At 63.4% G+C, this 26,286-nt stretch carries 22 protein-coding genes; 11 read left to right on the forward strand and 11 right to left on the reverse strand.

The window, feature by feature from the left end:
* Positions 1-16: 16 nt before the first annotated feature.
* Positions 17-1,498 carry a benzaldehyde dehydrogenase gene (locus I5E68_RS18550; RefSeq protein WP_228727351.1) on the reverse strand — a complete coding sequence of 494 codons (1,482 nt, stop codon included), beginning with the start codon at positions 1,496-1,498 and terminating at the stop codon, positions 17-19.
* Between the two features lie 149 nt (positions 1,499-1,647).
* On the opposite strand from I5E68_RS18550, the gene I5E68_RS18555 reads away from it, so the two are divergent.
* Both I5E68_RS18555 and I5E68_RS18560 read left to right on the forward strand, forming a co-directional pair.
* Complete coding sequence (locus tag I5E68_RS18555) at positions 1,648-2,568, forward strand: LysR family transcriptional regulator (RefSeq protein WP_197166987.1); 921 nt, start codon at positions 1,648-1,650, stop codon at positions 2,566-2,568.
* Positions 2,569-2,732: 164 nt separating this feature from the next.
* Positions 2,733-3,956 carry a multidrug effflux MFS transporter gene (locus I5E68_RS18560; protein WP_197166989.1) on the forward strand — a complete coding sequence of 408 codons (1,224 nt, stop codon included), beginning with the start codon at positions 2,733-2,735 and terminating at the stop codon, positions 3,954-3,956.
* 181 nt (positions 3,957-4,137) lie between these two features.
* Here I5E68_RS18560 and I5E68_RS18565 read toward each other — a convergent pair whose 3' ends face one another.
* The 3 genes from I5E68_RS18565 to I5E68_RS18575 form a co-directional block, all read right to left on the reverse strand.
* Positions 4,138-4,995 carry an aldo/keto reductase gene (locus I5E68_RS18565; protein WP_197166991.1) on the reverse strand — a complete coding sequence of 286 codons (858 nt, stop codon included), beginning with the start codon at positions 4,993-4,995 and terminating at the stop codon, positions 4,138-4,140.
* Between the two features lie 348 nt (positions 4,996-5,343).
* The gene (locus I5E68_RS18570) at positions 5,344-6,510 is read right to left on the reverse strand and encodes a glycerophosphodiester phosphodiesterase family protein (RefSeq protein ID WP_197166993.1); all 1,167 of its coding nucleotides are present in this window, start codon (positions 6,508-6,510) and stop codon (positions 5,344-5,346) included.
* A gap of 2 nt (positions 6,511-6,512) precedes the next feature.
* Complete coding sequence (locus I5E68_RS18575; protein WP_197166995.1) at positions 6,513-8,927, reverse strand: TonB-dependent receptor; 2,415 nt, start codon at positions 8,925-8,927, stop codon at positions 6,513-6,515.
* 1,151 nt (positions 8,928-10,078) lie between these two features.
* Here I5E68_RS18575 and I5E68_RS18580 point away from each other — a divergent pair.
* A complete protein-coding gene (locus tag I5E68_RS18580) occupies positions 10,079-10,795 on the forward strand; it encodes a mechanosensitive ion channel family protein (RefSeq protein ID WP_197167005.1) in 717 nt (238 codons plus the stop codon).
* 901 nt (positions 10,796-11,696) lie between these two features.
* On the opposite strand, the gene I5E68_RS18585 is transcribed toward I5E68_RS18580, so the two are convergent.
* The gene (locus tag I5E68_RS18585) at positions 11,697-12,614 is read right to left on the reverse strand and encodes a LysR family transcriptional regulator (RefSeq protein WP_197167007.1); all 918 of its coding nucleotides are present in this window, start codon (positions 12,612-12,614) and stop codon (positions 11,697-11,699) included.
* Between the two features lie 101 nt (positions 12,615-12,715).
* Between I5E68_RS18585 and I5E68_RS18590 the strand changes: the two genes are divergently transcribed.
* On the forward strand, positions 12,716-13,720 hold the full coding sequence (locus I5E68_RS18590; protein ID WP_228727352.1) for an NADP-dependent oxidoreductase: 1,005 nt from the start codon (positions 12,716-12,718) through the stop codon (positions 13,718-13,720).
* A 256-nt stretch (positions 13,721-13,976) separates the two neighbouring features.
* Here I5E68_RS18590 and I5E68_RS18595 read toward each other — a convergent pair whose 3' ends face one another.
* The 4 genes from I5E68_RS18595 to I5E68_RS18610 are packed head-to-tail and all read right to left on the reverse strand — an operon-like array spanning position 13,977 to position 18,692.
* A complete protein-coding gene (locus tag I5E68_RS18595) occupies positions 13,977-15,068 on the reverse strand; it encodes an alkene reductase (RefSeq protein WP_197167011.1) in 1,092 nt (363 codons plus the stop codon).
* 22 nt (positions 15,069-15,090) lie between these two features.
* Positions 15,091-16,509 (reverse strand): dihydrolipoyl dehydrogenase, encoded by a 1,419-nt coding sequence (locus I5E68_RS18600; RefSeq protein WP_197167013.1) that lies wholly within the window; start codon positions 16,507-16,509, stop codon positions 15,091-15,093.
* A gap of 1 nt (position 16,510) precedes the next feature.
* Positions 16,511-17,890: an NAD-dependent succinate-semialdehyde dehydrogenase gene (locus tag I5E68_RS18605; protein WP_197167015.1), complete on the reverse strand. Its 1,380-nt coding sequence runs from the start codon at positions 17,888-17,890 to the stop codon at positions 16,511-16,513.
* A 40-nt stretch (positions 17,891-17,930) separates the two neighbouring features.
* A complete protein-coding gene (locus tag I5E68_RS18610) occupies positions 17,931-18,692 on the reverse strand; it encodes a hypothetical protein (protein WP_197167016.1) in 762 nt (253 codons plus the stop codon).
* Positions 18,693-18,866: 174 nt separating this feature from the next.
* Between I5E68_RS18610 and I5E68_RS18615 the strand changes: the two genes are divergently transcribed.
* Positions 18,867-19,325 carry a MarR family winged helix-turn-helix transcriptional regulator gene (locus I5E68_RS18615; RefSeq protein WP_323982218.1) on the forward strand — a complete coding sequence of 153 codons (459 nt, stop codon included), beginning with the start codon at positions 18,867-18,869 and terminating at the stop codon, positions 19,323-19,325.
* A 94-nt stretch (positions 19,326-19,419) separates the two neighbouring features.
* Here the strand turns inward: I5E68_RS18615 and I5E68_RS18620 are convergent, their stop codons facing one another.
* Positions 19,420-20,304: a LysR family transcriptional regulator gene (locus I5E68_RS18620; protein WP_197167017.1), complete on the reverse strand. Its 885-nt coding sequence runs from the start codon at positions 20,302-20,304 to the stop codon at positions 19,420-19,422.
* A gap of 90 nt (positions 20,305-20,394) precedes the next feature.
* Between I5E68_RS18620 and I5E68_RS18625 the strand changes: the two genes are divergently transcribed.
* From I5E68_RS18625 to I5E68_RS18635, 3 genes are read left to right on the forward strand one after another with little or no spacing between them, the layout of a single operon-like run.
* On the forward strand, positions 20,395-20,892 hold the full coding sequence (locus I5E68_RS18625; protein WP_197167018.1) for a lactoylglutathione lyase family protein: 498 nt from the start codon (positions 20,395-20,397) through the stop codon (positions 20,890-20,892).
* Positions 20,885-21,865 carry a zinc-binding dehydrogenase gene (locus tag I5E68_RS18630; protein WP_197167019.1) on the forward strand — a complete coding sequence of 327 codons (981 nt, stop codon included), beginning with the start codon at positions 20,885-20,887 and terminating at the stop codon, positions 21,863-21,865. The genes I5E68_RS18625 and I5E68_RS18630 overlap by 8 nt, the downstream gene beginning before the upstream one ends.
* Positions 21,866-21,890: 25 nt before the next feature.
* On the forward strand, positions 21,891-23,009 hold the full coding sequence (locus I5E68_RS18635; RefSeq protein ID WP_197167020.1) for an NADH:flavin oxidoreductase/NADH oxidase: 1,119 nt from the start codon (positions 21,891-21,893) through the stop codon (positions 23,007-23,009).
* Positions 23,010-23,046: 37 nt separating this feature from the next.
* On the opposite strand, the gene I5E68_RS18640 is transcribed toward I5E68_RS18635, so the two are convergent.
* Entirely contained in the window at positions 23,047-23,556 is a 510-nt protein-coding gene (locus I5E68_RS18640; protein WP_197167021.1) for an SRPBCC family protein, read from the reverse strand.
* A 91-nt stretch (positions 23,557-23,647) separates the two neighbouring features.
* Here I5E68_RS18640 and I5E68_RS18645 point away from each other — a divergent pair, with 91 nt between their 5' ends.
* From I5E68_RS18645 to I5E68_RS18655, 3 genes are all read left to right on the forward strand, one after another.
* Entirely contained in the window at positions 23,648-24,559 is a 912-nt protein-coding gene (locus tag I5E68_RS18645) for a LysR family transcriptional regulator (RefSeq protein ID WP_197167022.1), read from the forward strand.
* A 183-nt stretch (positions 24,560-24,742) separates the two neighbouring features.
* Positions 24,743-24,997 (forward strand): hypothetical protein, encoded by a 255-nt coding sequence (locus I5E68_RS18650; protein ID WP_197167024.1) that lies wholly within the window; start codon positions 24,743-24,745, stop codon positions 24,995-24,997.
* Entirely contained in the window at positions 24,994-25,476 is a 483-nt protein-coding gene (locus I5E68_RS18655) for a hypothetical protein (RefSeq protein ID WP_197167026.1), read from the forward strand. Before I5E68_RS18650 ends, I5E68_RS18655 begins: the two co-directional genes overlap by 4 nt.
* The last annotated feature ends 810 nt before the right edge of the window (positions 25,477-26,286 follow it).

Below are 26,286 nucleotides of genomic sequence, written 5' to 3' on the forward strand. Positions count from 1 at the left end.
TTTCGTCCGCCCCACCTCAGAACGGGTAGGCCGGCGCCTCTCCCTTGATCGTGACCCACTGCCACTCGGTGAATTCTTCCCAGTTGGCGGGCCCGCCGATGGCACTGCCGTTGCCCGATGCGCCCACCCCGCCGAAGGGATTGACGACCTCGTCGTTCACCGTCTGGTCGTTGATATGCAGCAGGCCGGTCTGGAGCTGCTCGCCCAGCGCCAGCGCGCGCGATACGTTGCGCGAGATGATTGCCGCCGAAAGGCCATACTCGGTCTGGTTGGCGAGCTTCACCGCTTCTGCATCGTCGGCGAAGGTGGTGACCACCGCGACCGGCCCGAAGATTTCCTGCTGGAAGGCGCTCATCTCGGGCGTCACGCCCGACAGAACGGTCGGCGTGTAGAACAGCTTGTCGGCCTTGCCGCCGGTCGCGAGCGTGGCGCCTGCAGCGACGCTGTCCTGCACCACCTTGGCAACATGGTCTGCCTGGCGCTGGTTGATCAGCGGACCGATCGCGATACCCTCCTGGTTGGGATCGCCCATCGGCAGTGCGGCAGCCTTTTCGGCGAAGGCCTTGACGAAGTCTTCGGCAATCGCCTCGTGGACGAGCACGCGCCCAACCGACATGCAGATCTGGCCCTGATGCAGGAACACGCCCCAGGCCGCGTTGCGCAGCGCGAGGTCCATGTCGGCATCGTCGAGAATGATGATCGAGTTCTTGCCGCCCAGCTCGAGGCTGACCTTCTTGAGGTGGCGGCTGGCGTTCTGGCCGACCATGCGCCCGGCCCCGGTCGAGCCGGTGAACTGGATCATGCCGATCTCGGGGTCGCTGCACAGCGCCTCGCCCGCCTCGCTGCCGCCCGGCAGCATCTGCAGCACGCCTGCGGGAAGCCCGGCCAGCTCGAACAGGCGCGCGATGACGAGACCGCCGCAGATCGCGGTGCGCGGGTCGGGCTTCAGGATCACCGCATTGCCGACCGCGAGAGCAGGCGCGACCGCGCGCATGGCGAGATAGAGCGGGAAGTTGAACGGTGCGATGACACCGACGACGCCGATTGGACGGCGACGCGCCAGATTGATGCGACCGGGCGTGGTCGGCAGAACCAGCCCCTGCGCCTGGTGCGGCATGGCGGCGGCGAGCTGGATCGCCTTGAGCGTGACCTGCAGCTCGAAAGCCGCCTTCGGCCTGGCCGACCCGCTCTCGCGCACGAGCCAGGTAATGATCTCCTCGGAATGCTCCTGCCCGATCGCCAAGGCGCGCAGGAATACCGCAGCGCGATCATCGGGGCTTTGCGCGGCCCAGTCGCGCTGCGCCTTGCGTGCCGCCTTGGCACTGCTGGCGACGGTATCGGCATTGGCCAGCGCGATCGCGCCAAGCTCGGCTCCGGTCGCGGGCTCCACGGCCTTGGCGAGGTCCTCGCCAACGCTCCAGCCGTTGCCATAGAACATACCGGAAAGATACTTTTGAGGAAGGAACCCGGCGTCATCATGCGCTGCGGCGTTCGTCATACCCATCTCCATTTTTCTCTACAGGCTCGTTTTTCTGGGCCTGCGAACGAAAAGACAGGTAAGTCCGCCACGCGCTGATGCAAAGACCATCTCGGTAGCCAATCATATCCAGATGGTATATCAAGCCGTGGCGCTGCAAGAGAGAAACAATGACCGACATCCGGCGTTTGCGCTATTTCGTGACCGTGGCTTCCGAACGCAGCTTCACGCGTGCAGCCGCGCGGCTGAACATGGCCCAGCCGCCGCTCAGCCGTCGTATCCAGGAGATCGAGGAAGAACTCGGCGCGCAGCTGATCGAGCGCAGTTCGCGCCCGCTGGCGCTGACCAGCGCCGGCCAGCTGTTCCTCGCCCACGCCCTGCAGGTACTCGAACGCCACGATACGATGGAGCGCGCGATGGAGCGCTTCATATCCGCCGAACGCCCGCGCTTCACTCTGGGCCTGCTGCCATCCGAGTTCTACGTGCGCCTGCCCCAGATCGTGCGCCGCTATCGCACCCGCGACCCGGGCACGGATCTGGTGCTGAGCGAAATGAGCTCTTCGGAACAGGTCGTGGCGCTCAAGGAGGGGCGCATCGACGCAGGCCTCGGGCGCGTGCGCATCGACGACCCGGCAATCGCGCGCGAGGTCCTGCGCGAGGAGCGCCTCGTTGCGGCCATGCCGCCGGGGTCCGGTGCAGCCAACGAACCGGTGGGCCTCGCCCGCCTCGCGCGCATGCCCCTGCTGCTCTACCCGCGCGAACCGCGCCCGAGCCACGCGGACGTAGTCCTCTCGGTATTTCGCGATAGCGGCCTTTCACCCGACGAAGTGATCGAGGTCCGCGAGCTGGAGACCGCACTGATCATGGTCTCCGCAGGGGTCGGTGCGTGCCTCATCCCCGCCTCCTCGCAATGGCTCGCCCATCCCGAGGTGATCTGCCGCCCGATCCGTCCGCGCGCCGCTTCGCCGATCATCCTCTACCACCGGCCGAACGACACATCGCCGCAGTTCGCGACATTGCTGCGTACCTTCGCCTCGCTGTTCACCGAGTGGGGTTATCCGCTCTCCCCCCGCCTCGCTCAGGCCAGCTGAACGTCACCACCAGCGGCCGCGCGCGCCAAGCCAGAGGCGACACCAAGCGGGCGCAAGCCACCAATCCCGCGCAAGGTTGCCGCGCCGATCCTTGAGGCACGCTCACGAAAGTCGTGAACAGAAGGGCAATTGCACCTGCCACGCTTTGCCATCACATGCCCAGCATGGCGACCAATCCAGCAGCGGCTCCCTCGACCCGCGTCTCATCGACCCGGCTGATCCTGACCCTCTCCGGCCTCATGGCCTTCGCTTCGCTTTCGACGGACATCTACCTGCCCGCGATGCCGACCATGGCCGGCGAGCTGGGTCCGGGCATCGAGCTGAGCTTGTCGACGTTCCTGATCGGCTTCAGCCTCGGGCAGCTGGTCTGGGGACCGCTGGGCGACAGGTACGGTCGCCTCATACCGATCCAGGTCGGGCTGGGCCTGTTCGTGGCGGGATCGGCAGGGTGCGCGCTGGCGGGATCGCTCGAGCAGTTGCTGGCCTGGCGCGTGGTGCAGGCACTGGGGGCCTGCGCAGGGCCCGTGCTGGGCCGGGCCATCGCGCACGACCTGCACAGCCGCGACCGGGCCGCGGAAATCCTTTCGATCCTCATGCTGATCATGGGCATCGCGCCCCTGCTGGGACCGCTGCTTGGTGGGCAACTTCTGCATGTCGGATCGTGGCGCCTGTCATTCTGGACCCTCGTGGCGATCGGCATCGTCATGATCCTCGCTGTACGCAGACTGCCTGAATCGCGTCCGGTCGTGCCGGGCGAGCAACCTGCCCTCGCACGCTCCTTCGCGGCATACTGGGTCCTGCTGCGCGACCCGGTGGTGTTGGGCTACGGCATCGCAGGAGGGTTCTACTACTCGGGGATCTACACCTATGTCGGCGGATCGCCCTTCGCCTACATCGAGTACTATCACGTTGCACCGCAAGCGTACGGCTTCCTCTTCGCGCTTGCGATCTTCGGGCAGATGGCGCTCGGCTTCGTCAATTCCCGGGTGGTCGTGCGCAAGGGCTCGCAAACCATGGCGCGCTACGGCGCCGCGCTGATCGGGCTGGCCAGCCTCGCGACGCTGCTCGCGACAATGACCGGCTTTGGCGGGCTACCCTTTCTCGTTCTCTCGCTCTTCGCGTTCATGTCGGCCAATGGGCTGTTCGTGGCCAACATCGTGGCCGGGGCGCTCGATGCCCATCACAAGCGCGCGGGCGCGACTTCGGCGCTGGTGGGAGCCATGCAATTCGGCAGCGGCGTCATCGCTACCGCCGTATTGGGCTGGGCCGCGGACGGCACCCCCCGCCCGATGGGCATCATCATAGCGACTGTCGGACTGGGCGCGATGATCTGCACCTTCCTCGTCACGCGTTCGGGCAGCAAGCCCGCCGGGATCGACGAAGCCTAGGCTCAGGACCCCAGATCAGCGCCAGCGCGTGTCCGAACAGGTGCGCAGGCAGAGTGCCCCTGCGCCTTCGTCCCATGCAAGAAGAGCTCCCGCCGCAGGGGCAGGAGCTCTTTTCTCTTGATGTCGGCGCCAGGCGAGAGGCGCCGCTGCCATCGTCCTGCCCCGCAGGGCCGAAAGGCGATTACTTCGCGTAGACCGGGAAGAAGCTCGCCTCGCCGTAGTCCTTGATGCGATCGGCAGCCTTGAGCGTCGCCATGTCCTCATCGGAGATGGTGAAATCGACGCCGGCATTGTCGCGGATGTGATCCGGGTTGCCCGACTTGGGCAGCGCGATCAGGCCAAGCTGGAGGCAATAGCGAATGCAAAGCTGCGGCACCGAGACGCCATACTTGCCCGCCACCGCGGCAATCTGTTCGTTGTTGAGGATCTCACCATGCGCAACCGGCGAGTAGGCCTCGACCACGATGTCGTTCGCCTGGCAATAGTCGATCAGCTCGAACGGGGTGTTGCTGACATGAGCGAGGATCTGGTTGACCATCGGCTTGACCTTGCCGTTCTCGAGCAGGTTGTCGAGATCGACCTTCTCGAAGTTGGAGACGCCGATCGCGCGCAGCTTGCCTTCCTCGTAGGCTTCCTCCAGCGCGCGCCAGGCGGCCAGATTGCCCTCGAAGAAATGTTCGCCATTTCGGAATTCCGGCCAGGGCTGCGGCGCATGGATGATCATCATGTCGATATAATCGAGACCCATGGCCTCGAGCGATCCGGCAATCGCCGCCTTGGCTTCCTCGTAGGTCTTGATCCCCGCTTCGAGCTTGGTCGTCACGAAGATGTCCTCGCGTGCGACGCCGCTCGTACGCACGCCTTCACCGACGCCGCGCTCGTTGGCGTAGGCCTGCGCCGTGTCGACGTGACGATAGCCAATCTCGATGGCCTCGCGCACGACTTGCGCCACGGCATCGTCCTCGATCATCCAGGTGCCCAGACCCAGCTTGGGAACGGCAAGGCCGTTCGAAAGGGTATACGTATCCTTGAGTGTCATCTTGCGAACCCTCCTTCGGTTGCGGGAACGCCTTTCGTGTTGGCATGAGCGCGCACGACTCCGGCGTTTCCAGTCATGATGACAATCTAGGTTTCACTGATGGGCACGCGAAAGCCCCGTGCAATGCGACAGGACGGTGAGAACTGCTCATCATACCAGTCGGGCTTGCTGGCCTGCTGATGTCATTTTCGCACGTTCCCGGGAACGTTTGAGGGGAGCGGCAAGAGTGCGACAGCGCAATCGTCGTGCCCCTTCCACTCCCCTCATTTATCGCCAGGTGCCGGGAATATTGGATACAACGCGGACAGCGGAGTTCCCATTCGAGCCCCCCTGCACTGCGTGACCGGACTAGATCCCCGGCATGGTATCGATGGCGCGGCGGCCCAGAGCGGGATCGTCGGTGAAGAAGCTGTCGATGCCGGTCGCGACGTAGGCCTGCATCATGCGCACCGAGCCTTCGTCGTGGCGCGCAGCCTCGCCGCCTTCGCCGCGGTAGTCGGTGGGCAGGAAGACGTTTTCCGGGCGGAACGTCCAGGTCGAGACCTTGAGCCCGGCAGCATGTGCGTCGCGGACCAGAGCCGTGGGCGTGCCGAGAGGGCCGGGCTTGCCGTCCATCGTGCCGAAGGGAATGATCGACTGCAGGATGGGCGAGACCCAGTCGGCGTACTCGCGCAGGCGCGCCAGACCCTCGGGGCTATGCATCTGTGCATAGGTCATGCCCTTGCCCGATTTCGCGAGGTCCGCCGGACACACGTCCATCGGCACGGTCAGCTGGAGCAGTTCGATGTTGCTCTGTCCCGCGATGCGCGGGCGCAGCCACTGGAGGTTGGAGACCTCGAAGCTCTGCACGATGACGGGCGCGCTCTGGAGGATGGAGCTGTCCTCCACCGCCGCGAGGAAGCGCTCCTCCAGCGGCAGACCGATGCCGCGAAAGTGGGTCGAGTGCTTGAGCTCGGGAATGAGACCGATAGTGCGCCCGCGCGCGGCGGCTTCCGCGCCCACGAAGTCGGCGATCTCGGCGAGCGTGAGGAGTTGGAACTGGCCGTCGTAGCGGTGGCTTTCCCCGCGCATTTCGACCGGTAGGCGCTCCACTGCGCGCAGCGACTTGATCTCGGCGAGGGTGAAATCTTCGGTGAACCAGCCAGTGACGTCCTTGCCATCGATGGTGCGCGTGGCCTTGCGCTCGGCGAACTCGGGCCGGGCGGCGACGTCGGTGGTGTCGGCGATGTTGTTTTCGTGGCGGGCGATGAGCACGCCGTCCTTCGTCGCGACAAGGTCGGGCTCGACGAAGTCGGCGCCGTCCTCGATGGCCTTCGCGTACGAGGCCAGCGTGTGCTCGGGGCGCAGCGCAGAGGCACCACGATGGCTGATGAGGAGGGGCTTGGCCGGGGCCGTGCGCGGGGCCGGGACGCTCGTCTGCGTCCGGGCCTCCAACGCACCAGGCGCGGCCCCTGCAAGGGCCGCGCCGGCACCGGCGCGCAGGAGGGTCCTGCGCGACAGTGTGGTGTCGTTCATTTTCAGATACCTGCGGTGAAGGTCAGGAACCACTGGCGCGGGGCCAGCGGGAAGGTGGCGTAGACCGCGCTCGGACGGCCGGTGCTGATGGTGGAGGCACCCTTCTCGTCGAACAGGTTGGTGACGTTGAGCGAGACCGAGGCCTTTTCGAGCGGGATGTACCCGACAAGGTCGAAGGCGATCCGGGCGTTGGCCATGTAGTAGGAGTCGACCACGCCGTCGTTGGTGTAGGTGGCGTAGCGCTTGCCGATGTACTGGCCCTCGACCTGCGCGTCGATCGGGCCGAAGTTGGCCGAGATCATGGTCTTGTTCATCCACTTCGGGCTGCCCGGGACCTGCTTGCCATCGGTTGCGAAGACGGTCGTGCCGTCGGTGTAGTCGCTACCATAGCGCGAGCTGTTGAACGAGAGCGCGTTGTAGATCGAGAAGATCGAGCCCAGGCCCAGCGTGATCGAGGCATCGACACCGTCGGTCTTCACGCCGCCCACGTTGAACAGCGTGCTGGTGCCGCCCGTGATCGAACCGCCGCCAAGGCCGCCCACCGTCGTGCTGATCGAGAGCAGGCGGTTGGAGAAGTCGACGTGGTAGTAGTTGATCTGCGCGTCGAGCGAGCTGAGGAACGAGCCCGGGAACAGGTGGTGGCTGCGCAGGCCTGCCTCGTAGGTCCAGGAGGTCTCGGGACGCCCCACCTCCTTGAAGTAGTCGAACGCGGCCTGGCTGCCCTGGCCCCACGGCGCGGTGCCGTAGTTGCGCATGTTCTTCTGGATGTTGAAGTAGATCTCTTCGGTGCCGTTGAAGTCATACCGCGCGCCGATGGCGGGCAGGAACCAGCGCTTGGTGCTGATCGAGCCCGAGGGCAGGCCGCCGTCCATGCCCGAGTAGGATCCGGCGACCGGCTGGATCGGGTACCAGCCTTCGGAGAAGACGAGGCTCGACTTGAAGCCGCCCAGGACCGTCAGGCGATCGGTGGCGTTCCATTCGTCCTGCAGGTGCAGCTGCAGCGTGTTCACACGGTATTCGAGCGAGTACTGCGTGAACAGTTCGTTCTTCTGCCAGTGGTAGGGATCGGTCGGTGCGTCCACGTCAAGGGCATACCACTTGCGCCAGGTCGTGCCCGAGTTGTGCTCGAACCAGGCACCGGCCTGAAGGTTGTGGTTGCCAAGGTTCATGCGCAGCGTCGAGAGCGCGCCGGCACGGTCGATGCGGTACTCGGTGACGCGGGTCACGTAGCCGCTCTCGCCGGTAACCTCGACCTGGCCTGCGCGGTCCAGTTCGGGATAGTAGGCGGCCACGACCGAGATCGACTGGCCGAGCGGGCCCGCGACGACGCCCTGGCCATCGTTGTGGTGGTAGTAGACCTGGTTGGTCCAGGTGGTGTTGGAACCCAGGTTCGCGTCGTACTTGAGGTACCCGATGTAGTCGGTGCGCAGCGCGGCCGAGAAGTAGTTGAGGTAGTTGCTGCCCTCCTCGGGCGGGGTGTCGCCGTTTTCATCGACGTAGTCGAGCGCGGCCTGGAAGTCGGGATACATGAACGGGCGCACGTAGGGCATGTAGGCCTGCGCGTCGTTGGCCGGGTTGACGAAGGTCGTCGTACCGTCCTCGTTGGGCTCCTGCTTGTCCGAGAAGGCGGCGTAGAGGGTCAGCTTGCCCGCGTCGTTCTCGTGAACGAACTTGCCGTTGGCCTGCCAGCCGCCCTGGCGGCCGTCGAAATCCCAGGCCCGGGCGCGGTGGCGCACGACCGAGACGTAGCCCGCGTTAGTGCCGTCGGCGTCGAATTCACCCGTGTCGAGGCGCACGAAGGTGCGCGAGGTGCCGTAGGAGCCGACCGTCTGGCGCACTTCGGCCGAAGCCTTGGCCTTGGGATCGGAGGTCGTCATCTCGATGCCGCCGCCCAGGTTGATGTTGGAGGGCATCGCGAGGTCGCCCGCGCCGGTCGAGACGACCACGTTACCCATCGTTTCCGAGACCATCGCGCGCTGGGGCGTGATGCCGGCGATGTTGCCGTAGCTCAGGTCGCCCAGCGGCATGCCGTCGAGGCTGTAGCCTAGCTGGTTGATGGCAAAGCCGTGGATGAACAGCGACATGTTCTGTTCGTTGTTACCCCACGGGTCGGCGGTCTGGTACATGACGCCGGGCATGGCCTGAACCGCGCGCAGCGGCGAGACTCCGGGAAGGATCTTCTGGATCTCGACCCCATCCAGCTCGGTGGCCGAACGCGTGGTCTTGGCCGCGGTCACGATGATCGCGTTACCGCCAGAGGCATCTCCCGCTTCAGCGCCCGGAGCACCGGAAGGCGCGGCATATGCATTTCCTTCTGCATCCAGATCGTCGGCCAGAGCCGGCGTCGCACCGACAAGCAGCGCTATCGCAAGCGCCCCCAGCGACAGCTTCGGGTGAAGGCAGGTGGTGGTCCTCATCGCAATATTTTTCCGTGAAATTTCAGTGATTGGTGACCTCGCGGCAGCTATGAGGGGAGCATGACGTTTCGAGGTCTGTTTCATGACCGAGATACGATCTGGCACGCGCAAAGAGCAAAACTCCCTGCCGGGAGCCGGTTCGCGAACTCGTCGATTTTACGCGATTATGCCGCGCAATTGCTGCGATTGAGGCGATGGCGAGGGCGCAAGAGGATCCAGCCTCCTTGCAAGGAGCTCAACTTCGAATGCCAACTTTGCAAACGTTTGCACGCCACGAGCCACCGCCCCTTCGCAGGTGGTCAGAACGCTTGGCCGGGCATTCGTGCAGGCACCCCGGACTAGACCACCGTAGCCCGGCGCCATGAGAGTGACCCGCGCCCCGGTGAGCAAAGAGCACGACTTGGCACTGACGATGCCCTGCCCCCTTCACCGGAGGCTCCCTATTCTCAACCAGACGCGCCAAGCCGCCGCGCATACCTGGTCGCAGACAACCCCAAGGGCGATCACGCAGCCATGGGCTTGCCGGACGACGAGCGCATTCCTGCTCTCATCAGCCAACTGTTTTACGCCTCAGGCGAGGGGCCTGACGGGTGGCGACTTGGGGAACACCATCCTGATCTCAGAGAAAGTTCTATAAAGTCAGGGAATTGGCGGAGCGGGAGTCCGCCCTAACTTCACCGAAATTTCGGAGATTCCCGGGCTCTTCAGGCCCTCGCATCGGAGCCAACCCTAATTTCGACCCTAAGGGCAAATCAAAATGCGGATACGCTTATCATCAGGCTTGTAAGTGTGCAGACCGGCGCACCTTTGCAGGCAGCCCCATCCCCTGCTCTCGATCACTAAGCCGCCCGGCACCAGAATACCGTGCAACACCGTCCATCAAGCCATCTTCCGAGTAGACCATCCCCGTTGCTGGCAATTCAGCAAGTGCGATGTCATCGATATACCTGTCCGGCGTCAGCACCCATGGCACAGATTAGGGGCGTGGATTAACGGAGAGCGGGCCTCGCCTGGAGGTTGATGTTAGGCGGCGAGCTTGCGTTGAAGCAAGCGGCGATGTCGTAGCCTTTGCCGCCGTCTTCTTCGTTGGCTTCGTCATCACTCGCTGGCTGCAACGCTTCCTCAAGGCAACCGTACTTCCCGAGTTCGAAATGGATGCAGGCGCAGAAGAGGCCCTGCTCACGTTCCTGGGCTATCTTGGCATGAGGCTGGTCGCAGTGATCGCGATCGCGACAACCGGCCTCAATCTCTCGAGCCTCGCCTTCGTTGTCGGCGCGCTCTCGGTTGGCCTTGGCTTTGAACTGCAATCGGTGGTCGAGAACTTCACCAGCGGCATCCTCCTTCTGATCGAGCGCCCGATCAAGGTCGGAGACTGGATCGAGGTCGGCGAACACTCGGGGATCGTACGGCGTATCGCAGTGCGCTCCACCCACGTCGAAACCTTCGACCGCCACCAGATCATCATCCCGAACTCGCAGTTAATCTCGGGCGTAGTGAAGAACCGCAGCTTTACGAGTGGCCCTTCGCGCATCGTGGTGCCGGTCGGCGTGGCTTACGGCAGCGATCTCGACCGCGTCGGCAAGGTACTGCTGGAAATTGCCCACGAGATCCCCGGTGTTCTGAGCTTTCCAGAGCCTGTCTACGTAATGGATGGCTTTGGCGACAGTTCAATCAACGTCAAGATCCTCGCCTTCATGGGGGACGCTCTGGAAGCCGCCCCGGTCCTTTCGGCCTGCAACCTCGAGATCGCGCGCCGGTTTGCACGTGAAGGCATCGAAATACCCTTCCCTCAGCGCGATCTGCACCTCCGCACCTGGCTCGAGCAGAGCGCACCAACGGATTACTCGTCGCAAATCGCCACAGGTTGATCATTCGCGGTGTTCATATGGCACTTTCACCGCCAGCGAATAAGGCGCGGCTAGCAATGCGGTACTTGGCGACGATGACGAAACCAACGACCGTGCCCCGTCAGATATTACATCTCACCTATCTTCAGTCTCCTTACGGAGCTTGAATTACATCATCCTCAGCCAAACGATGGGCCTTCGACCTAGGGTATAGCTGAAAATCTGAAAATTTTTTACGCGACGAATCTACCACGGTCACCCTCTCTGTCACCCCAAGTCAGTGAAAAACCCTGGTACCCTTGCCGGTTTGGCGCCCTTGTTCGGGCTCTGGTTCAGATCGAGTATTCGCACCTATTACCCAAGCAAGTGAGAGCTATGCAGGGGGTGGGCCAGCGGTTGGCCCGCCCCCCCCGCGCGGTAGGTGCGAGGGTTGGACAGGTGCGCTCTTTCTCATCGTCGTGACTTCGCTTTGCGAACCTGTGCTCCCGGCACTCGACCGGGCTGGAGGGAGACGTGTGTCTGCCGTGCATGTGCCCCCTTCGGACAAGGTTTGCGGGTTGTGAAACTTTCACAAGGCGACGTCGCGGCGATGCAGAACCAAACGACAGAATTTATGCCCTGAAATACAGGTAAGTATATTTATCACAATATATCGCACAATGAGTATATTAAAGATGGATTTCCAATATATGCGGTGATTAGACTTTGTTCACTTTCTTAATTCCCCCAATAGAACCAAAAAACCCGCACACCTGACATTAGCATTACGTCAAATTCCGATCCACCTTTGCCGCTCAGACGCCAATTTTGGCTTCTCTAGAGCGGATGTTCTGCTGAGTGTCGAGACAGACCAGAATAGTGTTCCTATCGGATGTCTCGGTCCAGCAATCAGCTTGTCGCGTTGGGGCGCTCTGACTTCATTTCAAGTGCCGGCCTTTGGCTTGTCGGTCACCAGGAAATCGAGAAAGGCGCGCACCGCCGGGTTCGCGCGACGACTTGCAGGCCAGACAGCGGTGATGTCCTGTCGCGTGACTGCAAATTCGGCTAGCACGGGAATTAATGCGCCACGCTCAACCAGTGGCTTTGCCATCAGGCTGGTCGCAATACCGATTCCTCCGCCCGCGATGACGGCCGCGATCACGCCCTCGCTGGTGTCGACGACGATCCCTGAAGTGGGTGTTAGGTCGATTTCCTTCTCGCCGATCCGAAACGGCCATCGGAAAAGTTGCCCTGAACTCTGGTAGCGCAGGTTCACCGTCTCGTGGCGCTCAAGTTCCTCAGGGTGCGTAGGAGGCGCGTTGCGCGCCAGGTAGTCCGGGGATGCGTAGCAGCCCAACTGGTGCGGGGCGAGGCGGCGCGACAGGAAGCGGCTGTCTGCCAGGTCGCCGATGCGGACGGCCAGATCGATACCTTCTTCCACGAGGTCAACCAGTTGATCGCTCAGGCGCAGATCGATCTTCACCTGCGGATGGCGTTCGCGAAAGCGCGGCAGGCGAGGTGCAATCAGATGGAGCCCGATCGGAAGCGAGGCTGCAATCCGCAAGGTACCCGAAGGCTCACCCTGCGCGGCCCTGGCAACCTGCTCGATTTCTTCGGCGTCATTCAAGAGGCGCAGCGCGCGTGCGTGCAATTCCCGCCCTTCATCGGTCAGCACGAGCGAGCGGGTCGTCCGGGTGAAAAGGGGCACGCCCAGACTTCCTTCAAGCCGCTGAATGCTCTTGCTGACGGCGGATGGCGAAACCGAGAGCGAGCGCGCTGCCGCGGTGTAGCTGCCCAGCGAACCCGCGCGGGCAAAGGCGATCAGACCGGTCAGGCGTTCGAGGGCGAATTGTTCCTTCATGGCACTAGTGAAGCGAAGTCAGGCACCATTATCAACCTATATTCGAGGAACTATAGGACCGGCAACACGATGCAATTCCAGAGGTAGTGATGAACACGAGAATGAAAGCGGTCCGCCTGCATGCCTTCGGTGGTCCCGAGGTGCTGCAGTACGAGGATGCGGCAATACCCGCAGTCGCGCCGGGCGAAGTCCTGGTGCAGGTCCATGCCGCCAGTCTCAATCCGCCGGATCTCTATCTGCGCGATGGCTATCGTGCGCTGCCGGAGGAATGGCGTCCGGACGCGACCTTTCCGCTCATCCTCGGGACGGACGTTTCCGGTGTCGTGGCTGCGGTGCGCGAAGGCGTCACGGCCTTTGCCGTCGGAGACGAAGTCTTCGGGATGATCCGCTTTCCTGAAGACATCATGACAGGGAGCGGGGCTTACGCGGAATATGTGGCAGCGCCCTTGGGCGACCTCGCCGCGAAGCCTGAAGCCCTCTCCCACGAAGAGGCGGCAGGGGCACCGATGTCGCTGCTGACGGCCTGGCAATTCCTGGTCGAAACGGGCCATGATGCGCCCAATCCTTTCCAGTCGTTTCCCCATCTGCCCGTCGAACTGGACGGCCGTACCGTCCTTGTGAACGGTGCAGGCGGAGGCGTCGGACACCTCGCCCTGCAACTGGCGAAGAGCAAAGGCGCAAGGGTCATCGCCGTGGCATCGGGCAAGCATGAAGGCCTGCTCAAGACACTGGGTGCCGATCAGTTCATCGATTACACCAAGACCGCGGCGCACGAGGTGGTACGCGGTGTCGATCTCGTCATCGATGCCGTGGGCGGCGCCGACATGGAGCGTTTCCTTGCGACCTTGAAGCCCGGCGGATCGCTGTTCCTCGTCAATCCGACGGGTTTTGAGGGCCACGCCCAAGCCCGCGAACTGGGTATCACGGTTTCAAGCACCCAAGTCCGTTCGAACGGGGCGCAACTGGCCAGGGCGGCAGAGCTTCTGGCGCAAGGCGATATCAAGGTTGTCCTCGACAGCCGCTTTCGCCTTGTGGACACGTCCCGAGCCCATGAGCGGGCCTTGAAGGGGGGTATCCAGGGCAAGATCGTGCTCACCACGACATAGGAGTATCGCTGCCCCAAGTGGACACTACTGGAAAGTTCGCTCCATTCCGGTCACTCAGATTTCGAGTTTTGCCCACAGGAGCAGACCGATAGCGCACTTCCTGGTGCCTTCCGGTCGAACGAGTGGCGCTGACGGTCGCCTCTGCCCTGTCAGCGCCATTGAAGCTGGCGATAGCGTTCGGACAGTCGTCTCTCGTTACTGCCGTTGAGGCCGACGCTTTGCTGCCTGTTCAGTACCGGGCGCTACGCTGCTCTGCTCAATGGTTCGATGCTAGGAAAGGATAGTCGGTATATCCTTCGGCGCCGCCCCCGTAGAAGGTATCCTGGTCCGGTTCGTTGAGATCAGCCTCGATGCGCAACCTCTCGGGGAGATCGGGATTGGCGATGAAAGGACGGCCGAACGCGATGGCATCCGCGCCGCCGTTTGCGATCGCATCCGCCGCGCGTGAACCGTCATAGCCACCGTTTCCGACATAGGTACCCGGATAAAGGCCACGCAGGCGCTTGAGGAGAGCCGCGTCTTCTTCACTGCTGTCCTGCCCGAAGAATTGCTCGATGACGTGGAGGTAAGCGAGATCGTAGCCCGCGAGCAGCTTGTAGGCCGCGGTGAAAGTCGCCTCGGGATCGGCATCGGACATGTCGTTTGCCTGACCGAGCGGGGAGAGCCTCACGCCCGTGCGATCGCGCGGGAAATGCGCGCCGACACGTGCGAGAACCTCGCGAAGCAGGCGCAGGCGGTTGTCGACGGATCCGCCGTATTCGTCCTCGCGGCGGTTGACCCCGTCCTGCAGGAACTGGTCGAGCAGGTAGCCGTTCGCCGAGTGGACCTCGACGCCGTCGAAACCGGCCTCGCGCGCGCACCTCGCGGCCTGTTCGTAGTCGTCGAGCGTTTGCGCGATCCCGTCCTTGTCGAGCGCGACGGGCTCGCTGGTGTCCTCGAAGCCGTTCTCGGTAAAAGTCTGGGCCTTCGCGCGAACCGCGCTGGAGGAAACGGGCTGTACACCACCGGGCAGCAGCGACACGTGGCTGATGCGGCCCACGTGCCACAGCTGGCAGAAGATGCGCCCACCTGCCGCGTGGACCGCCTCGATGATCGGTTTCCAGCCTTCGACTTGCGCCGGCGTATAGATGCCCGGGGTATCCTTGTATCCCTTGCCCATGGCCGAAATCTGGGTGGCTTCGGACACGATCAGGCCAGCCGAGGCACGCTGGCGGTAGTAAGTCGCGGCAAGGGCATCGGGAGTCCCGTCGGCATGTGCGCGGTTGCGGGTGAGCGGCGCCATCAGCACGCGGTTGGGCAATTCGAGCGCACCCAGACGGAGCGGTTGGAAAAGAGCGGAACGGGTCATTTTCGGAAATGTCCTTTTTCAATCAAGCGCCGGGCGGGGTGCCGGCATCCTGGTCTTGGGGAAGGTCGATGGGGGTCGCCTGGCAGATCGTGCGCAGCGCGTTCTTCAGGCCTTCCTCGATGGTGGGGTGGTAGAAGGGCATCGAGAGCAGTTCGCTCGCCGTGCGGCCCTGCTGAATTGCCCAGGCCAGCATGTGTGCGAGGTGCTCGCCCGCGGGTGCGACCATGTCGGCGCCGATCAGGCGGCCATCGGGCGCAGCGGCGTGGAGGGTGAGCAGTCCGGCGTTGCGGCCCTCGACGCGTGCGCGGCCCTGATCGTCGAAGTCGGTGGTGCCGGTGACGGCCCCCTCGCCTTGGGCCGCACCGATCGTCGCCACGGTGGGCTCTGTGAAGATCATGCTGAAAGGGACATGGCGCTCTGCAGCGACCGGTGCAGGGAAGGCCGCCGCATTGCGCCCCGCGATGGCACCGTCGTGCGAAGCCTCGTGCAGGAGAGGCAAGTCGGCAGCGAAATCGCCTGCCAGGAACACCGCGCTGTCGCCGCAGCGCATGGTGCGCCGGTCATGCAAAGGAATGCCCTTTTCGTCATAGGCTATCCCCGCCGCATCAAGATCGAGGTCGCCCAGCTGCGGGGATCGGCCAAGCGCTGCGAGCACGAGATCGAAATGCGCTTCGCCGACGTCGCCTTGACCACCGGACCATTCGATCCGCGCGCCATCGTCCTCTGCGTGGGGCGTCACCTCGACCCCGAGCCTAAGGTCGAGGTCCTTCGCGATAATCGCATGCAATCGCTCGTGGACCCGCGCGCAGCGCAGGCCGCCCATGTGTTCGGCGCGGTCGAACAACGTGGTCTCGACGCCCAGGTGCGCGAAGGCCTGCGCCAGTTCGAGCCCTATCGCACCCGATCCAACAACCGCAAGGCGGCGCGGCAGGTCATCCATCTCGAAGATGGTGTCGCTGGTCCGCACGCTCTCGCCCAATGCCGCGAAGGCGGGGGGTAGGACAGGGCTCGAGCCGGTTGCAATGACGACCCGGTCGGCCTCGACCTCGCGCCCGTCGTCGAGCGCCAGGCGGCCCGGCGCGGTAAACCGCGCGCAGGCCTTGATGGCGATGCCGGGGGGCAGGTCCTCGAAGGACTGGCGCGTCAGCCTGGCGAAGCGGTCGCGCTCATCGCGTACCCGCTGCAGGACGGCGGGCCCGTCTATGGCGATACCGCCGACCTCGATACCAAAAGGGCCTGCCGTTCTTACCGCATGGGCGCGTCGCGCCGCGGCGATGAGCAGCTTGGAAGGCATGCAGCCGACAGTGGCACAGGTCGTGCCACTGAAGGCCGGATCGATCAGGAGGGTCGATGCGCCGTTGGCGCGCGCGGCCCGTTCGGCTGCGAGGCCGGCCGTGCCGGCCCCGATCACCGCAACCTCGCAGCGCAGCGTCTCACCCATCTCAGCGGGCGATCTTGATCGACTTGATGTTGACGAACTCCTTGAGCCCTTCGGGCCCGTGCTCACGCCCATAGCCCGAGCTCTTCACCCCGCCGAAAGGCAGGTTGGGCGTGGCAATGTCGAAGGTGTTGATGAACACCATGCCGGTGTCGAAGTGGGCCTTTGCCAGTTCGCGAGCGCGCTCGACATCGCGGCTGAAGATACCCCCGCCAAGGCCGTAGCGGCTGGAATTGGCGATGCGCATGGCCTCGCCATCATCCTTCGCCTTGATGATCGAGGCGGCAGGGCCGAACAGCTCGTCCTCGTAGGCGGGCTGGCCCGGGGCGACATCGGCGAGCACGGTGGCGGGATAGAACCAGCCCTTGCGCTCGGGCACTTCGCCGCCGACGACAAGGCGCGCGCCCTTTTCGACACTCTTTGTGACCTGCTCGTGCAGCTGGTCACGCTGGCTGCGGCTGACGAGGGGGCCAAGCTGCGTGTTCTCGTCGGTCGGATCGCCCAGCACGATGGCGCCGAACTTCTTGGCATAGCGCTCCACGAAGGCGTCGTAGTTCGCCTCGGTGACGATGAAGCGCTTGGCGTTCACGCAGGTCTGGCCGTTGTTGTAGAGTCGGCCCTGCACGCAGGTGTCGACCGCCAGATCAAGGTCGGCATCGTCGAGCACCAGATAGGCATCGTTCGAGCCCAGTTCGAGCACGGTCTTCTTGACCTGCTCGCCCGCCTTGGCCGCGATGTGGCGCCCGGCCTTGTCGCTGCCGGTCATCGTCACGCCGCGCACCAGGTCATTCTCGATGATTGCGTCGGACTGTTCGTGCGTGATGCACAGGACCCCGAAGAGTCCTTCGGGCAGGCCCGCCTGCTCGTAGATATCGCGCAGCAGAAGACCGCTGCCGGTGCAGTTTTCGGCGTGCTTGAGGAGAACGCCGTTGCCCGCCATCAGGCTGGCGATCGAATAGCGCACCGCCTGGTAGGCCGGGAAGTTCCAGGGCTGGATCCCATAGACTACGCCGATGGGGGAATGGGTGACGATGGCCGTTGCGCCGTCGACCTCGCGCTCTTCATCGGCCAGCGCCTTGGGGCCTTCGTCCGCGCTGTAGTCGCAGATCGCCGCGCACAGGTCGACCTCGTCGCGGCTGTCGCCGATCAGCTTGCCGGTCTCGCGCGTCATCAGCGTGGCCAGCTCATCCTTGCGTTCGCGCAGGGCCTTGCCGATGGCGCGGATCACCTCGGCGCGGGCTTCAAGGCTCTGCAGGCGCCAGTCGAGGAAGGCCGCGTGGCTCGCCTCGACGACCTTGGTCGCCTGCTCGTCGCTCATGTAGGCGTAGGTATCCAGCACCTCTTCGGTGAGGGGATTGACGGTCTTGATGCGTTGTTCGCTCATGGCGTTTCTCTCATGTCTTGAGGGATGGGCGCCCGCAGGATCATCCGTGCTGGGCGCGATGCTTGGCGAGGGTCTTTTCGGCAGCCTCGAGGGCGTGGAGCACTTCTTGCCTCCAGCCTGTCTCCGTCAGTTCGCGCACCGCCGAATGGGCCGCGCACACGTAGGGTGCGCCCGACCATTCCCCGGCGATCTGCCGCGCCCAGCGCGCGAAGGCATCCGCCGCGCCCTCCCGGTGCTGCAGGGCCTTGCCCAGCATCGGGTGAAAGCGCAGCCGACCCTGTGGCAGGACCTTGCCCAGCACGCCCGGCGCCTCAAGGACGCTGAGCGTGTCGTCGACATGGACGATGCCGCTGCGCACGTGGCGCACCAGCACCGAGCCGGCGTGGACCGACGGGTCCTGCGTCACCAGGTCGACCCCTTCGGGCACCGAGAAGGCCAGGTCGTCCGCGAACTCGGCCTGCGTGGCGGCGTCCTCAATCACCCCGTCCTGCCAGTGCAGGTGCGGGGCCTGTTCGCGGTGCCGCCGCGTCCCCACCAGCCGCGCCTCGGGAAACAGCTTGTGGACCGCCTCGCAATGCAGGGTGTGGAAGGGATGGACGTTGAGAATTGCGTCGATCGCTGCACCATTGTCGGTGAGCCCCAGCAACTCGGCACGGTCCTCAGGCGCTAGGTCATAGGAGTCGAGGACAAGGAAACGGCCATTGGCCCTGCGCACCAGCGACATCTGCGTACCGACATCGAGAACGCCCGCGATCTTGAAAGACCCGCGAAAGTTCCAGAAGCCGTCGGACAGCTGACGCATGGATTGCCTCCTTGCCGGCAGGATCGGCCCGATGCCGACCCTCGCTCTTGGTGGGGAAACGGGACAGCCATCCATCGAGTTCCATTGCGTGAAATTAAATGGTACACGATATAAATCGCCAAAGCTATGACAGTGGGAGCCCATGCGCTATCGTCGCGGGCGATGCGAACGTCCGTGCAAGACCCTGCCCCGAACGATGATCCGCTGTGCCTCGATCGCCAGCTGTGTTTTCAATTCTACGCGGCCAGCAACCTGATCGGGCGGCTTTACGCCCCGGTGCTTGCGAAATTGAACCTCACTTACTCGCAATACCTCGTCATGCTCGTCCTGTGGGAAACGGATGGGCAGAGCGTGGGCGCCATTGGCAAGCGCCTGCATCTGGATACGGGAACGCTGACCCCGCTGCTCAAGCGCATGGAAACGCTGGGCCATCTGGTACGCCAGCGAGACAAGGAAGATGAGCGCCGCGTGCGCGTGTCCCTGACACCACGCGGGAAAGCGCTGCGCGAGCAGGCTCTGGAAATACCGGAAATCATGACACGCGGGCAGAATCCGGAAGAGCTTGAAGCCCTGCGCCGCACCCTCGCCGACGTAGTGAATATGCTGAGCGCTGCGCTCGCATCGCGTCAATAACGACCCTTTACAGACTCTCAGCCGCCAATTTTCGATACCCAAGTACGGTCGGTCCGCTGTTCGCAAGCTATCACCCAGAAAGTGGCCCCAAAGTTTATTGGGCCATGGGTTCCTGAAGGGAAGTGCGCAGGTTCAAGAGAACCTTGCGCATTCGGGCCGTCAGGGGCCATTCACTGCGATGGAGAAGCCACAGGGTATCGACCACAGGTGGACCTTTTCCCGCCACCCAAATCTGCTCGGGATTGCGAAACGCCTGCCGGGCGTAACGCGGCATGACCGTGAAACCAAGCCCACGGGCAACCGGTTCCAGAATGAGGGCAATTTGGTTCGTGAAGCCTCGGATAGGCAGACGAGAGAGACCGGGATTACCAGGAAAACGTAGCGACAAAAGCCGCTTGGCCATGGCCATTCCATCGGGGTGGTCGATGAAGCCCAGGCGCTCGAGATCGCCCCAGGCGTTCACCTCGCTGGCCGCGGGCACGATCAGTTCCAGGGGTTCGTGCAGGAAAGGCGTAAGGCTCAGCCGCGCATCGTCGGGGCGCGTCGTCGACAATCCAACCTCGAACCGGGCATCCAGCACCGACTGGACGATCTCGGCATCGGGAGCGAAGCGATGGCGGATGCTCAACGCCGGTTCCCGTTCCTGGATGTCGAGAAGCAGGGGATGGAGCATCAGGCCGACACTGCCGGGCGTAATCAGGCTGATCTCCCCTTCCATGCGCTCGCCGTCTGACAGTCGCGATCGCAGGCGCAAGTCCGCTTGCTCGACCTCACGCGCATAGGCGAGCATCGCATGTCCGGCCGGCGTCAGTTCGAGAGCGCGAGGGCGACGTATCACGAGCTGGCCCGCCTGCGCTTCGAGGCGCGCCATGTGCTGGCTGACGGCGGCTTGCGTCAGGTTCAGGGCATCGGCGGCCCGGGTGAAGCTTCCGGTCTCCACGACGCGGACGAAGCTGGTGATCCATTGCGGGTTCATCATAATAAATTCTTATCACAATGATAAGCTTATGACACTTCTCATTATGATAAGCGCCCCCCACAATCCTGGCAACAGATCAGGAGAACACCAATGCCCCCCTACCCCCGCAGCTTCTCGCATATCGGCCTGTCGGTCACCGACCTCGACGAAGCCGTGAAGTTCTACACTGAAGTCATGGGCTGGTACCTTATCATGCCGCCCACCACGATCGAGGAAGACGAGAGCGCCATCGGTGTCATGTGCACCGACGTGTTCGGCGCTGGCTGGGGCTCCTTCCGCATTGCCCACCTTTCGACCGGCGACCGCGTGGGCGTCGAGATCTTCCAGTTTCGCAATGCAGAGCGGCCGGAAAACAATTTCGAGTACTGGAAGACGAGCGTGTTCCACTTCTGCATCCAGGACCCAGACGTCGAGGGCATGGTCGCCAAGATCGTGGCCGCCGGCGGCAAGCAGCGCATGCCCGTGCGCGAATATTTCCCCGGCGAGAAGCCCTACCGCATGGTCTATTGCGAGGATCCCTTCGGCAACATCCTCGAGGTCTACAGCCACAGCTACGAGCTGACCTATTCGGCCGGAGCCTATGCCTGAGGCTCTGCCCGAAACCTACTGCGCCTGGACCTGGGTGGCTGGCGAGGCCCCGCTCGCCCTGGTCCAGACGACACGGCCCATGCCACGGCCCGGCCCGGGCGAGGTCATCGTGCGCAACGCGGCGATCGGCCTCAATCCGGTGGACTGGAAGGTCCTCGGCGGCCTCGGATGGCAACCTGGCCATGTGCCCGGTGTCGACGGCGCCGGGACGGTGGTGAAGATCGGACCGGATGTCGATCCGGCCTGGCTGGGAAGCCGCGTGGCATACCACCAGAGCCTGCAGTCGCACGGTAGCTTCGCGCAGTACACCCCCGTCGGGGCATACGCGCTCATGCGTGTCCCCGACGCGCTCGACCTGGCCCTTGCCGCCGGCATGCCCTGCCCGGCGCTGACCGCCTGGCGCGCGCTCGCGAAGCTGCCCCCCGGCGGCAACCAGCGAATGCTGGTCAGCGGAGCGGGCGGCGCGGTGGGCAATTATCTCGTCCAACTTGCCGGGCAACTGGATTGGCGCGTCAGCGTCATGTGCAACATCCGCCACCGCGAGCGACTGGCCGGGCTGGGTGCCGTGGACTGGATCCCCGGGCCGCTCACGCAGGAAGCTGAAATCGGATCGCCGCGCTTCACGGCGGTTATCGATGCAGTCGGCCCCGAACATGCCGCGCGGCTTCATCCTGGCCTGAAGGCCAACGGCCATCTCGTGTGCATCCAGGGCCGGGTACCGGACTGGCCCAGTCCGGCGTTTGGCCGTGCGCTTTCGCTACACGAAGTCGCGCTCGGCGCCCTTCACCAGCATGGCGATACCGCCAACTGGTCGATCCAGACCTCGGCGGGCGAAGATCTGTTCGCGCAGGTCGCAGCGAAGACCCTAGCGCCTGAACCCCTTGTCCCCGGGCCCTTCGAGGACCTGCCGCGCATGCTCGAAGCGCTGCGCAACCGCGATTTCAGCGGCAAGCCCGTGATCGGGCTCGCCTGAACCAAGTTCCACGAAAGAGGATACGATGCCCGCACTTTTCACCCCCTTCACACTCAAGGACGTGACCCTTCGCAACCGCATCGGCGTGCCGCCGATGTGCCAGTACAGCGCGCGCGACGGCTACGTCAGCGAGTGGCACCTTCCCCACTACGCCGATATAGCGCGCGGCGGTGCGGGCCTCGTCATCGTGGAGGCAACTGCCGTCTCGCCCGAAGGCCGCATCACGCCGGGATGCACGGGCCTGTGGGAAGATGGCCAGGTCGAGGGCATGGCCAGTATCGCCCATGCCATTGCCGCGGGCGGAGCCGTGCCCGGCATCCAGATCGGCCATGCCGGACGCAAGGCCAGTGCCAACAAGCCCTGGGAAGGCGACGACCACATTCCCAACGACCAGCCCGGTGGCTGGCAGACGATCTCGCCTTCGGCCCTGGCCTTCGGCGGCGGTCTGCCCAAGGTGCCGACCGAAATGACGCTGGACGATATCGCGCGCGTAAAGCGGGATTTCGTCGCGGCCGCGATCCGCGCGCGCGACGCTGGTTTTAAGTGGCTCGAACTGCACTTTGCGCATGGCTACCTGGCGCAAAGCTTCTTCTCGGTCCACGCCAACACGCGCACCGACGCCTATGGCGGTGACGTCACGGCGCGCAGCCGCTTCCTGATCGAGACCTTGCAGGCCGTGCGCGAAGTCTGGCCCGAGAATCTGCCGCTCACGGCCCGTTTCGGCGTCATCGAGTTCGATGGACGCGACGAAGAGACGCTTGCGGAGGCGATTGGCCTCGTGAAGACCTTCAAGAACGAAGGGCTCGACTTCCTGAGCGTCAGCATGGGCTTCTCGACGATTGAAGCCAACGTGCCCTGGGCCCCGGCCTTCATGGCACCGATCGCCAAGCGCGTGCGCGATGAGACCGGGCTTGCCGTCGGCACGGCCTGGGGCATGGACATTCCGCAGGACGCCGAGAGGGCCATTGACGAACAGCAGATGGACGTCGTCTTCGCCGCGCGCGCGCACCTCGCCAATCCGCATTATCCGTTCCGCGTGGCCCGCGAGCTAGGACTGCCCGCTGCGGGCAGCGTGTTGCCCGACCAATACGCCTATTGGCTGCGCCGTTATCCGGGCCCCCAGAATGGTCCGGTGATTGACTGAGGCCAGGCAGGTCAGCCTCCCAGCCTCAGTCGAACTCTCAAGCCGCTGCGGCTCTCGCAGCGGCGACGAGACCTTCAAGCCAATCCTGATGGCCGTTGATCATCGGATTGGGGCGCGCAAGGGCAAGCTCCTTTGCCGGTGCGCCGTTCTGCGTTTCCTGCGTGAGAATACGCAGGCGTTGCCCGGAAAGCTCCTCAATCAACCACGCGTGGTGCACGTCGAGCCGCTGCTCGTCCTCACCCGACCACCCGTGCCAGGCGATGCGCGCTGGCTGGCCTTTGACAGGCGGCACGCATTCCACCACTTCGGCATCGACCGGGAATCCGAAGGTCTTGAAAAAGAAGCGGTCGCCGAGTTCGAGCGCGGGCCCCTTGTCCCCATGGATCGCGATGTCCGAGCTGTTGGCGTAATAGCCCGGCCAGCGCGCCGCCTCGACCAAGAAAGGCCAGGCGTCGGAAACCGCAAGATCCCGGACGATGACCTCGTTCGAACAGAAATTGTCGCTGAAACCCGGGACATAGCCCGCGGGCCACTGGATTTCGCCCATATCGTACTCCTGCATGAGTGGGAAAACCTGAGCACAGGATATAGGCGGGCGCTTGATATAGCTGAAATCACATCTCAATATTCCTGACATCATGAAGAGTGATATCAAGAATACCGACCTCAATCTCCTGAAGGCCTTCAATGCCCTTCTGGACACCCGATCAGTTACGCGGGCGAGCGAGCGGCTTGGCCTGACCCAACCGGCCGTAAGCGGCATGCTCAACCGGCTTCGCGAGACCTTCGATGATCCGCTGTTCGTCCGCGCCCAGCGCGGGGTTCTGCCCACACCTCGAGCCGAAGCTCTCGCGGAACCGCTTCAGCGCGCGCTCGGAGAAATCGAGGCCTTGCTGCAACCTGATGGCTTTGATCCCGCGACGGCGGAGCGGACCATCGGCATCGCCGCGACCGATTACGCACAGCAGGTCGTACTTCTCCCATTCCTAAGCGGCTTGCGCACGAGCGCGCCGGGCATCCGGATTGCAATCCGACCCGTGGCGATGGAGACGCTGGCGCTCGATATGGAGCAGGGCAAGACCGACTTCGCGCTCGTCACCCCGCAGATGGCGCCCGAGAATTTACGTGCGCGCCACCTGTTCGAGGAACACTACACCTGCGTCCTACGCTGTAATCATCCGGCAGCGGGGCAGGCTATGGACCTCGATACGTTCTGTGGCTTGGACCACGCCCTGATGTCGCACGACGGCACTCGGTTCCAGGGTGCGACCGATCATGCATTGGCGGCCCTAAACCGCACGAGGCGGGTCATCATGACGGCCCCGAACTTTGCCTTGGTCCTCGATCTGGTACGTACATCCAACGCCTGTGCACTACTTCCCACGCGCTTGGTAAAAGGTCAGAAAGGTCTGCATCTTCAGGAGCCCCCTTTGGCGGTACCCGGCTTCACGAAGATTCTGGTCTGGCACGAACGGACCCACCACGATCCCGCAATGGCCTGGCTGCGCCAGCAGCTAGCGAAGAGCGTAAAAAGCGCAGACGACAACTAGATCTCGACGCTGCAGACGACCCATTCAAGTCGCTCAGTCACCGGTTCACATTCGCGAGGTGCGGACTGTCCGCAATCCGGCAGCGGGAATCCCATGAACCGTATTTTCGATACATGTCTGGAGGAATTAGACGGGGTCACGTCAACGGCACGCTACCATTGTTGCGAGGAGGCTAATTGTGTCGTGGCCACCTTCTCATCGACCATAGTCGGAGCTCGCACCAGGATCGTCGCTACCCGCGTCACCCACGATCGCCTTGCGCGCAATCAGCTGCCCGGGGCGGACCCGGAGACGGCGCGCTACGCAACGCTGCGACCGGGCGTGACCGCCATCCACATGCATTACCGCGGGCCACACGTGGAAAACGACGGCGAACTGCCGATGGGTGGCATGTGCACGTACTACCTGATCGAGAGCGAGGAGTACCACGAGGAATGAAATACCACCTGGGTCTGCTGGACGACGACCCCTCCCAAAACGCCGCGCTGCGGTGGGTGAGGGGCGTCAGCTGGAAGCACCTTCCGCCCGAAGTCGAGCGCGAGCTGGGGATCTGGTTTGCCATGCCAGGCATCTCCATCGGCTGGCACGCGAAGAACCTCGGGGTCGGTCGCATCCGGGTCCAGAAGAACTGGGGCGAGTACGAAAAGTACAAGGATGAGGTTGCGGAGAACTGGTTAAGTGCGTCGAGAGAGGATTGTGTGAAACTTTCACAGATTCGACCGCATAAAGGCGTTCTCCCGATCATCAGCCAGCTGCGGGCACTTCAGGATCTGAAATCGATGTCCGTCGCGCAGGTCGCTCGCGACTACCGGGTCGACCGTGGGAGCCTGTGGAACTGGAAGCGGAGGGGGATCAACACCCGCATCGGGATACCCCTTCCGCCCGGCTTCGAACTGCTCGGGACCATGCACGCCTGAGGTGGCCAAAAGTCACTCGCTGCTAAACGAGAAAAAACCGTCATATCCAGGATATACCTTCATAATCCTATATTATTTTTATTGATTCTTTTCGCCTCCAAGAAAAAATAATAAGTATATACCCTAGACTAGTAAGGTTTTTTCTTTTTTACGGCGACTGACTTTTCCCGATTTTGCCTCCCGAGCCGCCACGAGAGCAGCTGGCAACTATCTGAACCCGAGCCAGACCCCGGACCATACTCTATTTTGCCCGGAAACGGCCCTCACAGCGCGAAGAACTACTTCTAGGCTACTCGGGTAGCTCTGACCCCCTCTTCGCGCTCTACGACCCCTTCAGAGTCAAATTCGCCCACATGCAGAATTTGGAAGCCAACCCTCATCAACGAAACTTCCGACCGATCGAGAAGGAGGACGCCCCGAGAACAGCATCGAGAAACTCTCGACACCTCCACGCCAACGCAGCCAACCCTTCGCAAGTACGTTGCCCTCCGAAGCCAAGCACTCAAGTGACCGAGTCCTCCACCTCGCCAGCTTAGATCTAGAAGCCGTTCAGTATCCGCAAGATATGATTCAGAGTGAATCATCGAGTTCGGCTGCCAAACCCCGGGCCTCTTGTGCAACCTCGCCCACCCGGCTCCTTGTCGGACGATGGAGTACTGACCGAGCTCTAACCAAACTCAAACTTCAGCCTTGCGCGCCGAGTCGGCGATTCCTAGATTCCATCAACGGCCCGACCGGAGGCGGCAACCTCCGGCCAGGCCTGACCACTAACCGTCTATTCAGGAGACGAATCAATGGCTGTCTCGCCGA

It is taken from the genome of Novosphingobium aureum, assembly GCF_015865035.1.
GTDB classification, from domain to species: Bacteria; Pseudomonadota; Alphaproteobacteria; order Sphingomonadales; family Sphingomonadaceae; genus Novosphingobium; species Novosphingobium aureum.

Excerpts from the sequence above, each read along its gene's own strand:
- I5E68_RS18550 (WP_228727351.1), bottom strand. The coding sequence starts at position 1,498 with ATGACGAACGCCGCAGCGCATGATGACGCCGGGTTCCTTCCTCAAAAG.
- I5E68_RS18555 (WP_197166987.1), top strand. The coding sequence starts at position 1,648 with ATGACCGACATCCGGCGTTTGCGCTATTTCGTGACCGTGGCTTCCGAA.
- I5E68_RS18560 (WP_197166989.1), top strand. The coding sequence starts at position 2,733 with ATGGCGACCAATCCAGCAGCGGCTCCCTCGACCCGCGTCTCATCGACC.
- I5E68_RS18565 (WP_197166991.1), bottom strand. The coding sequence starts at position 4,995 with ATGACACTCAAGGATACGTATACCCTTTCGAACGGCCTTGCCGTTCCC.
- I5E68_RS18570 (WP_197166993.1), bottom strand. The coding sequence starts at position 6,510 with ATGAACGACACCACACTGTCGCGCAGGACCCTCCTGCGCGCCGGTGCC.
- I5E68_RS18575 (WP_197166995.1), bottom strand. The coding sequence starts at position 8,927 with ATGAGGACCACCACCTGCCTTCACCCGAAGCTGTCGCTGGGGGCGCTT.
- I5E68_RS18580 (WP_197167005.1), top strand. The coding sequence starts at position 10,079 with ATGGATGCAGGCGCAGAAGAGGCCCTGCTCACGTTCCTGGGCTATCTT.
- I5E68_RS18585 (WP_197167007.1), bottom strand. The coding sequence starts at position 12,614 with ATGAAGGAACAATTCGCCCTCGAACGCCTGACCGGTCTGATCGCCTTT.
- I5E68_RS18590 (WP_228727352.1), top strand. The coding sequence starts at position 12,716 with ATGAAAGCGGTCCGCCTGCATGCCTTCGGTGGTCCCGAGGTGCTGCAG.
- I5E68_RS18595 (WP_197167011.1), bottom strand. The coding sequence starts at position 15,068 with ATGACCCGTTCCGCTCTTTTCCAACCGCTCCGTCTGGGTGCGCTCGAA.
- I5E68_RS18600 (WP_197167013.1), bottom strand. The coding sequence starts at position 16,509 with ATGGGTGAGACGCTGCGCTGCGAGGTTGCGGTGATCGGGGCCGGCACG.
- I5E68_RS18605 (WP_197167015.1), bottom strand. The coding sequence starts at position 17,890 with ATGAGCGAACAACGCATCAAGACCGTCAATCCCCTCACCGAAGAGGTG.
- I5E68_RS18610 (WP_197167016.1), bottom strand. The coding sequence starts at position 18,692 with ATGCGTCAGCTGTCCGACGGCTTCTGGAACTTTCGCGGGTCTTTCAAG.
- I5E68_RS18620 (WP_197167017.1), bottom strand. The coding sequence starts at position 20,304 with ATGATGAACCCGCAATGGATCACCAGCTTCGTCCGCGTCGTGGAGACC.
- I5E68_RS18625 (WP_197167018.1), top strand. The coding sequence starts at position 20,395 with ATGCCCCCCTACCCCCGCAGCTTCTCGCATATCGGCCTGTCGGTCACC.
- I5E68_RS18630 (WP_197167019.1), top strand. The coding sequence starts at position 20,885 with ATGCCTGAGGCTCTGCCCGAAACCTACTGCGCCTGGACCTGGGTGGCT.
- I5E68_RS18635 (WP_197167020.1), top strand. The coding sequence starts at position 21,891 with ATGCCCGCACTTTTCACCCCCTTCACACTCAAGGACGTGACCCTTCGC.
- I5E68_RS18640 (WP_197167021.1), bottom strand. The coding sequence starts at position 23,556 with ATGGGCGAAATCCAGTGGCCCGCGGGCTATGTCCCGGGTTTCAGCGAC.
- I5E68_RS18645 (WP_197167022.1), top strand. The coding sequence starts at position 23,648 with ATGAAGAGTGATATCAAGAATACCGACCTCAATCTCCTGAAGGCCTTC.
- I5E68_RS18655 (WP_197167026.1), top strand. The coding sequence starts at position 24,994 with ATGAAATACCACCTGGGTCTGCTGGACGACGACCCCTCCCAAAACGCC.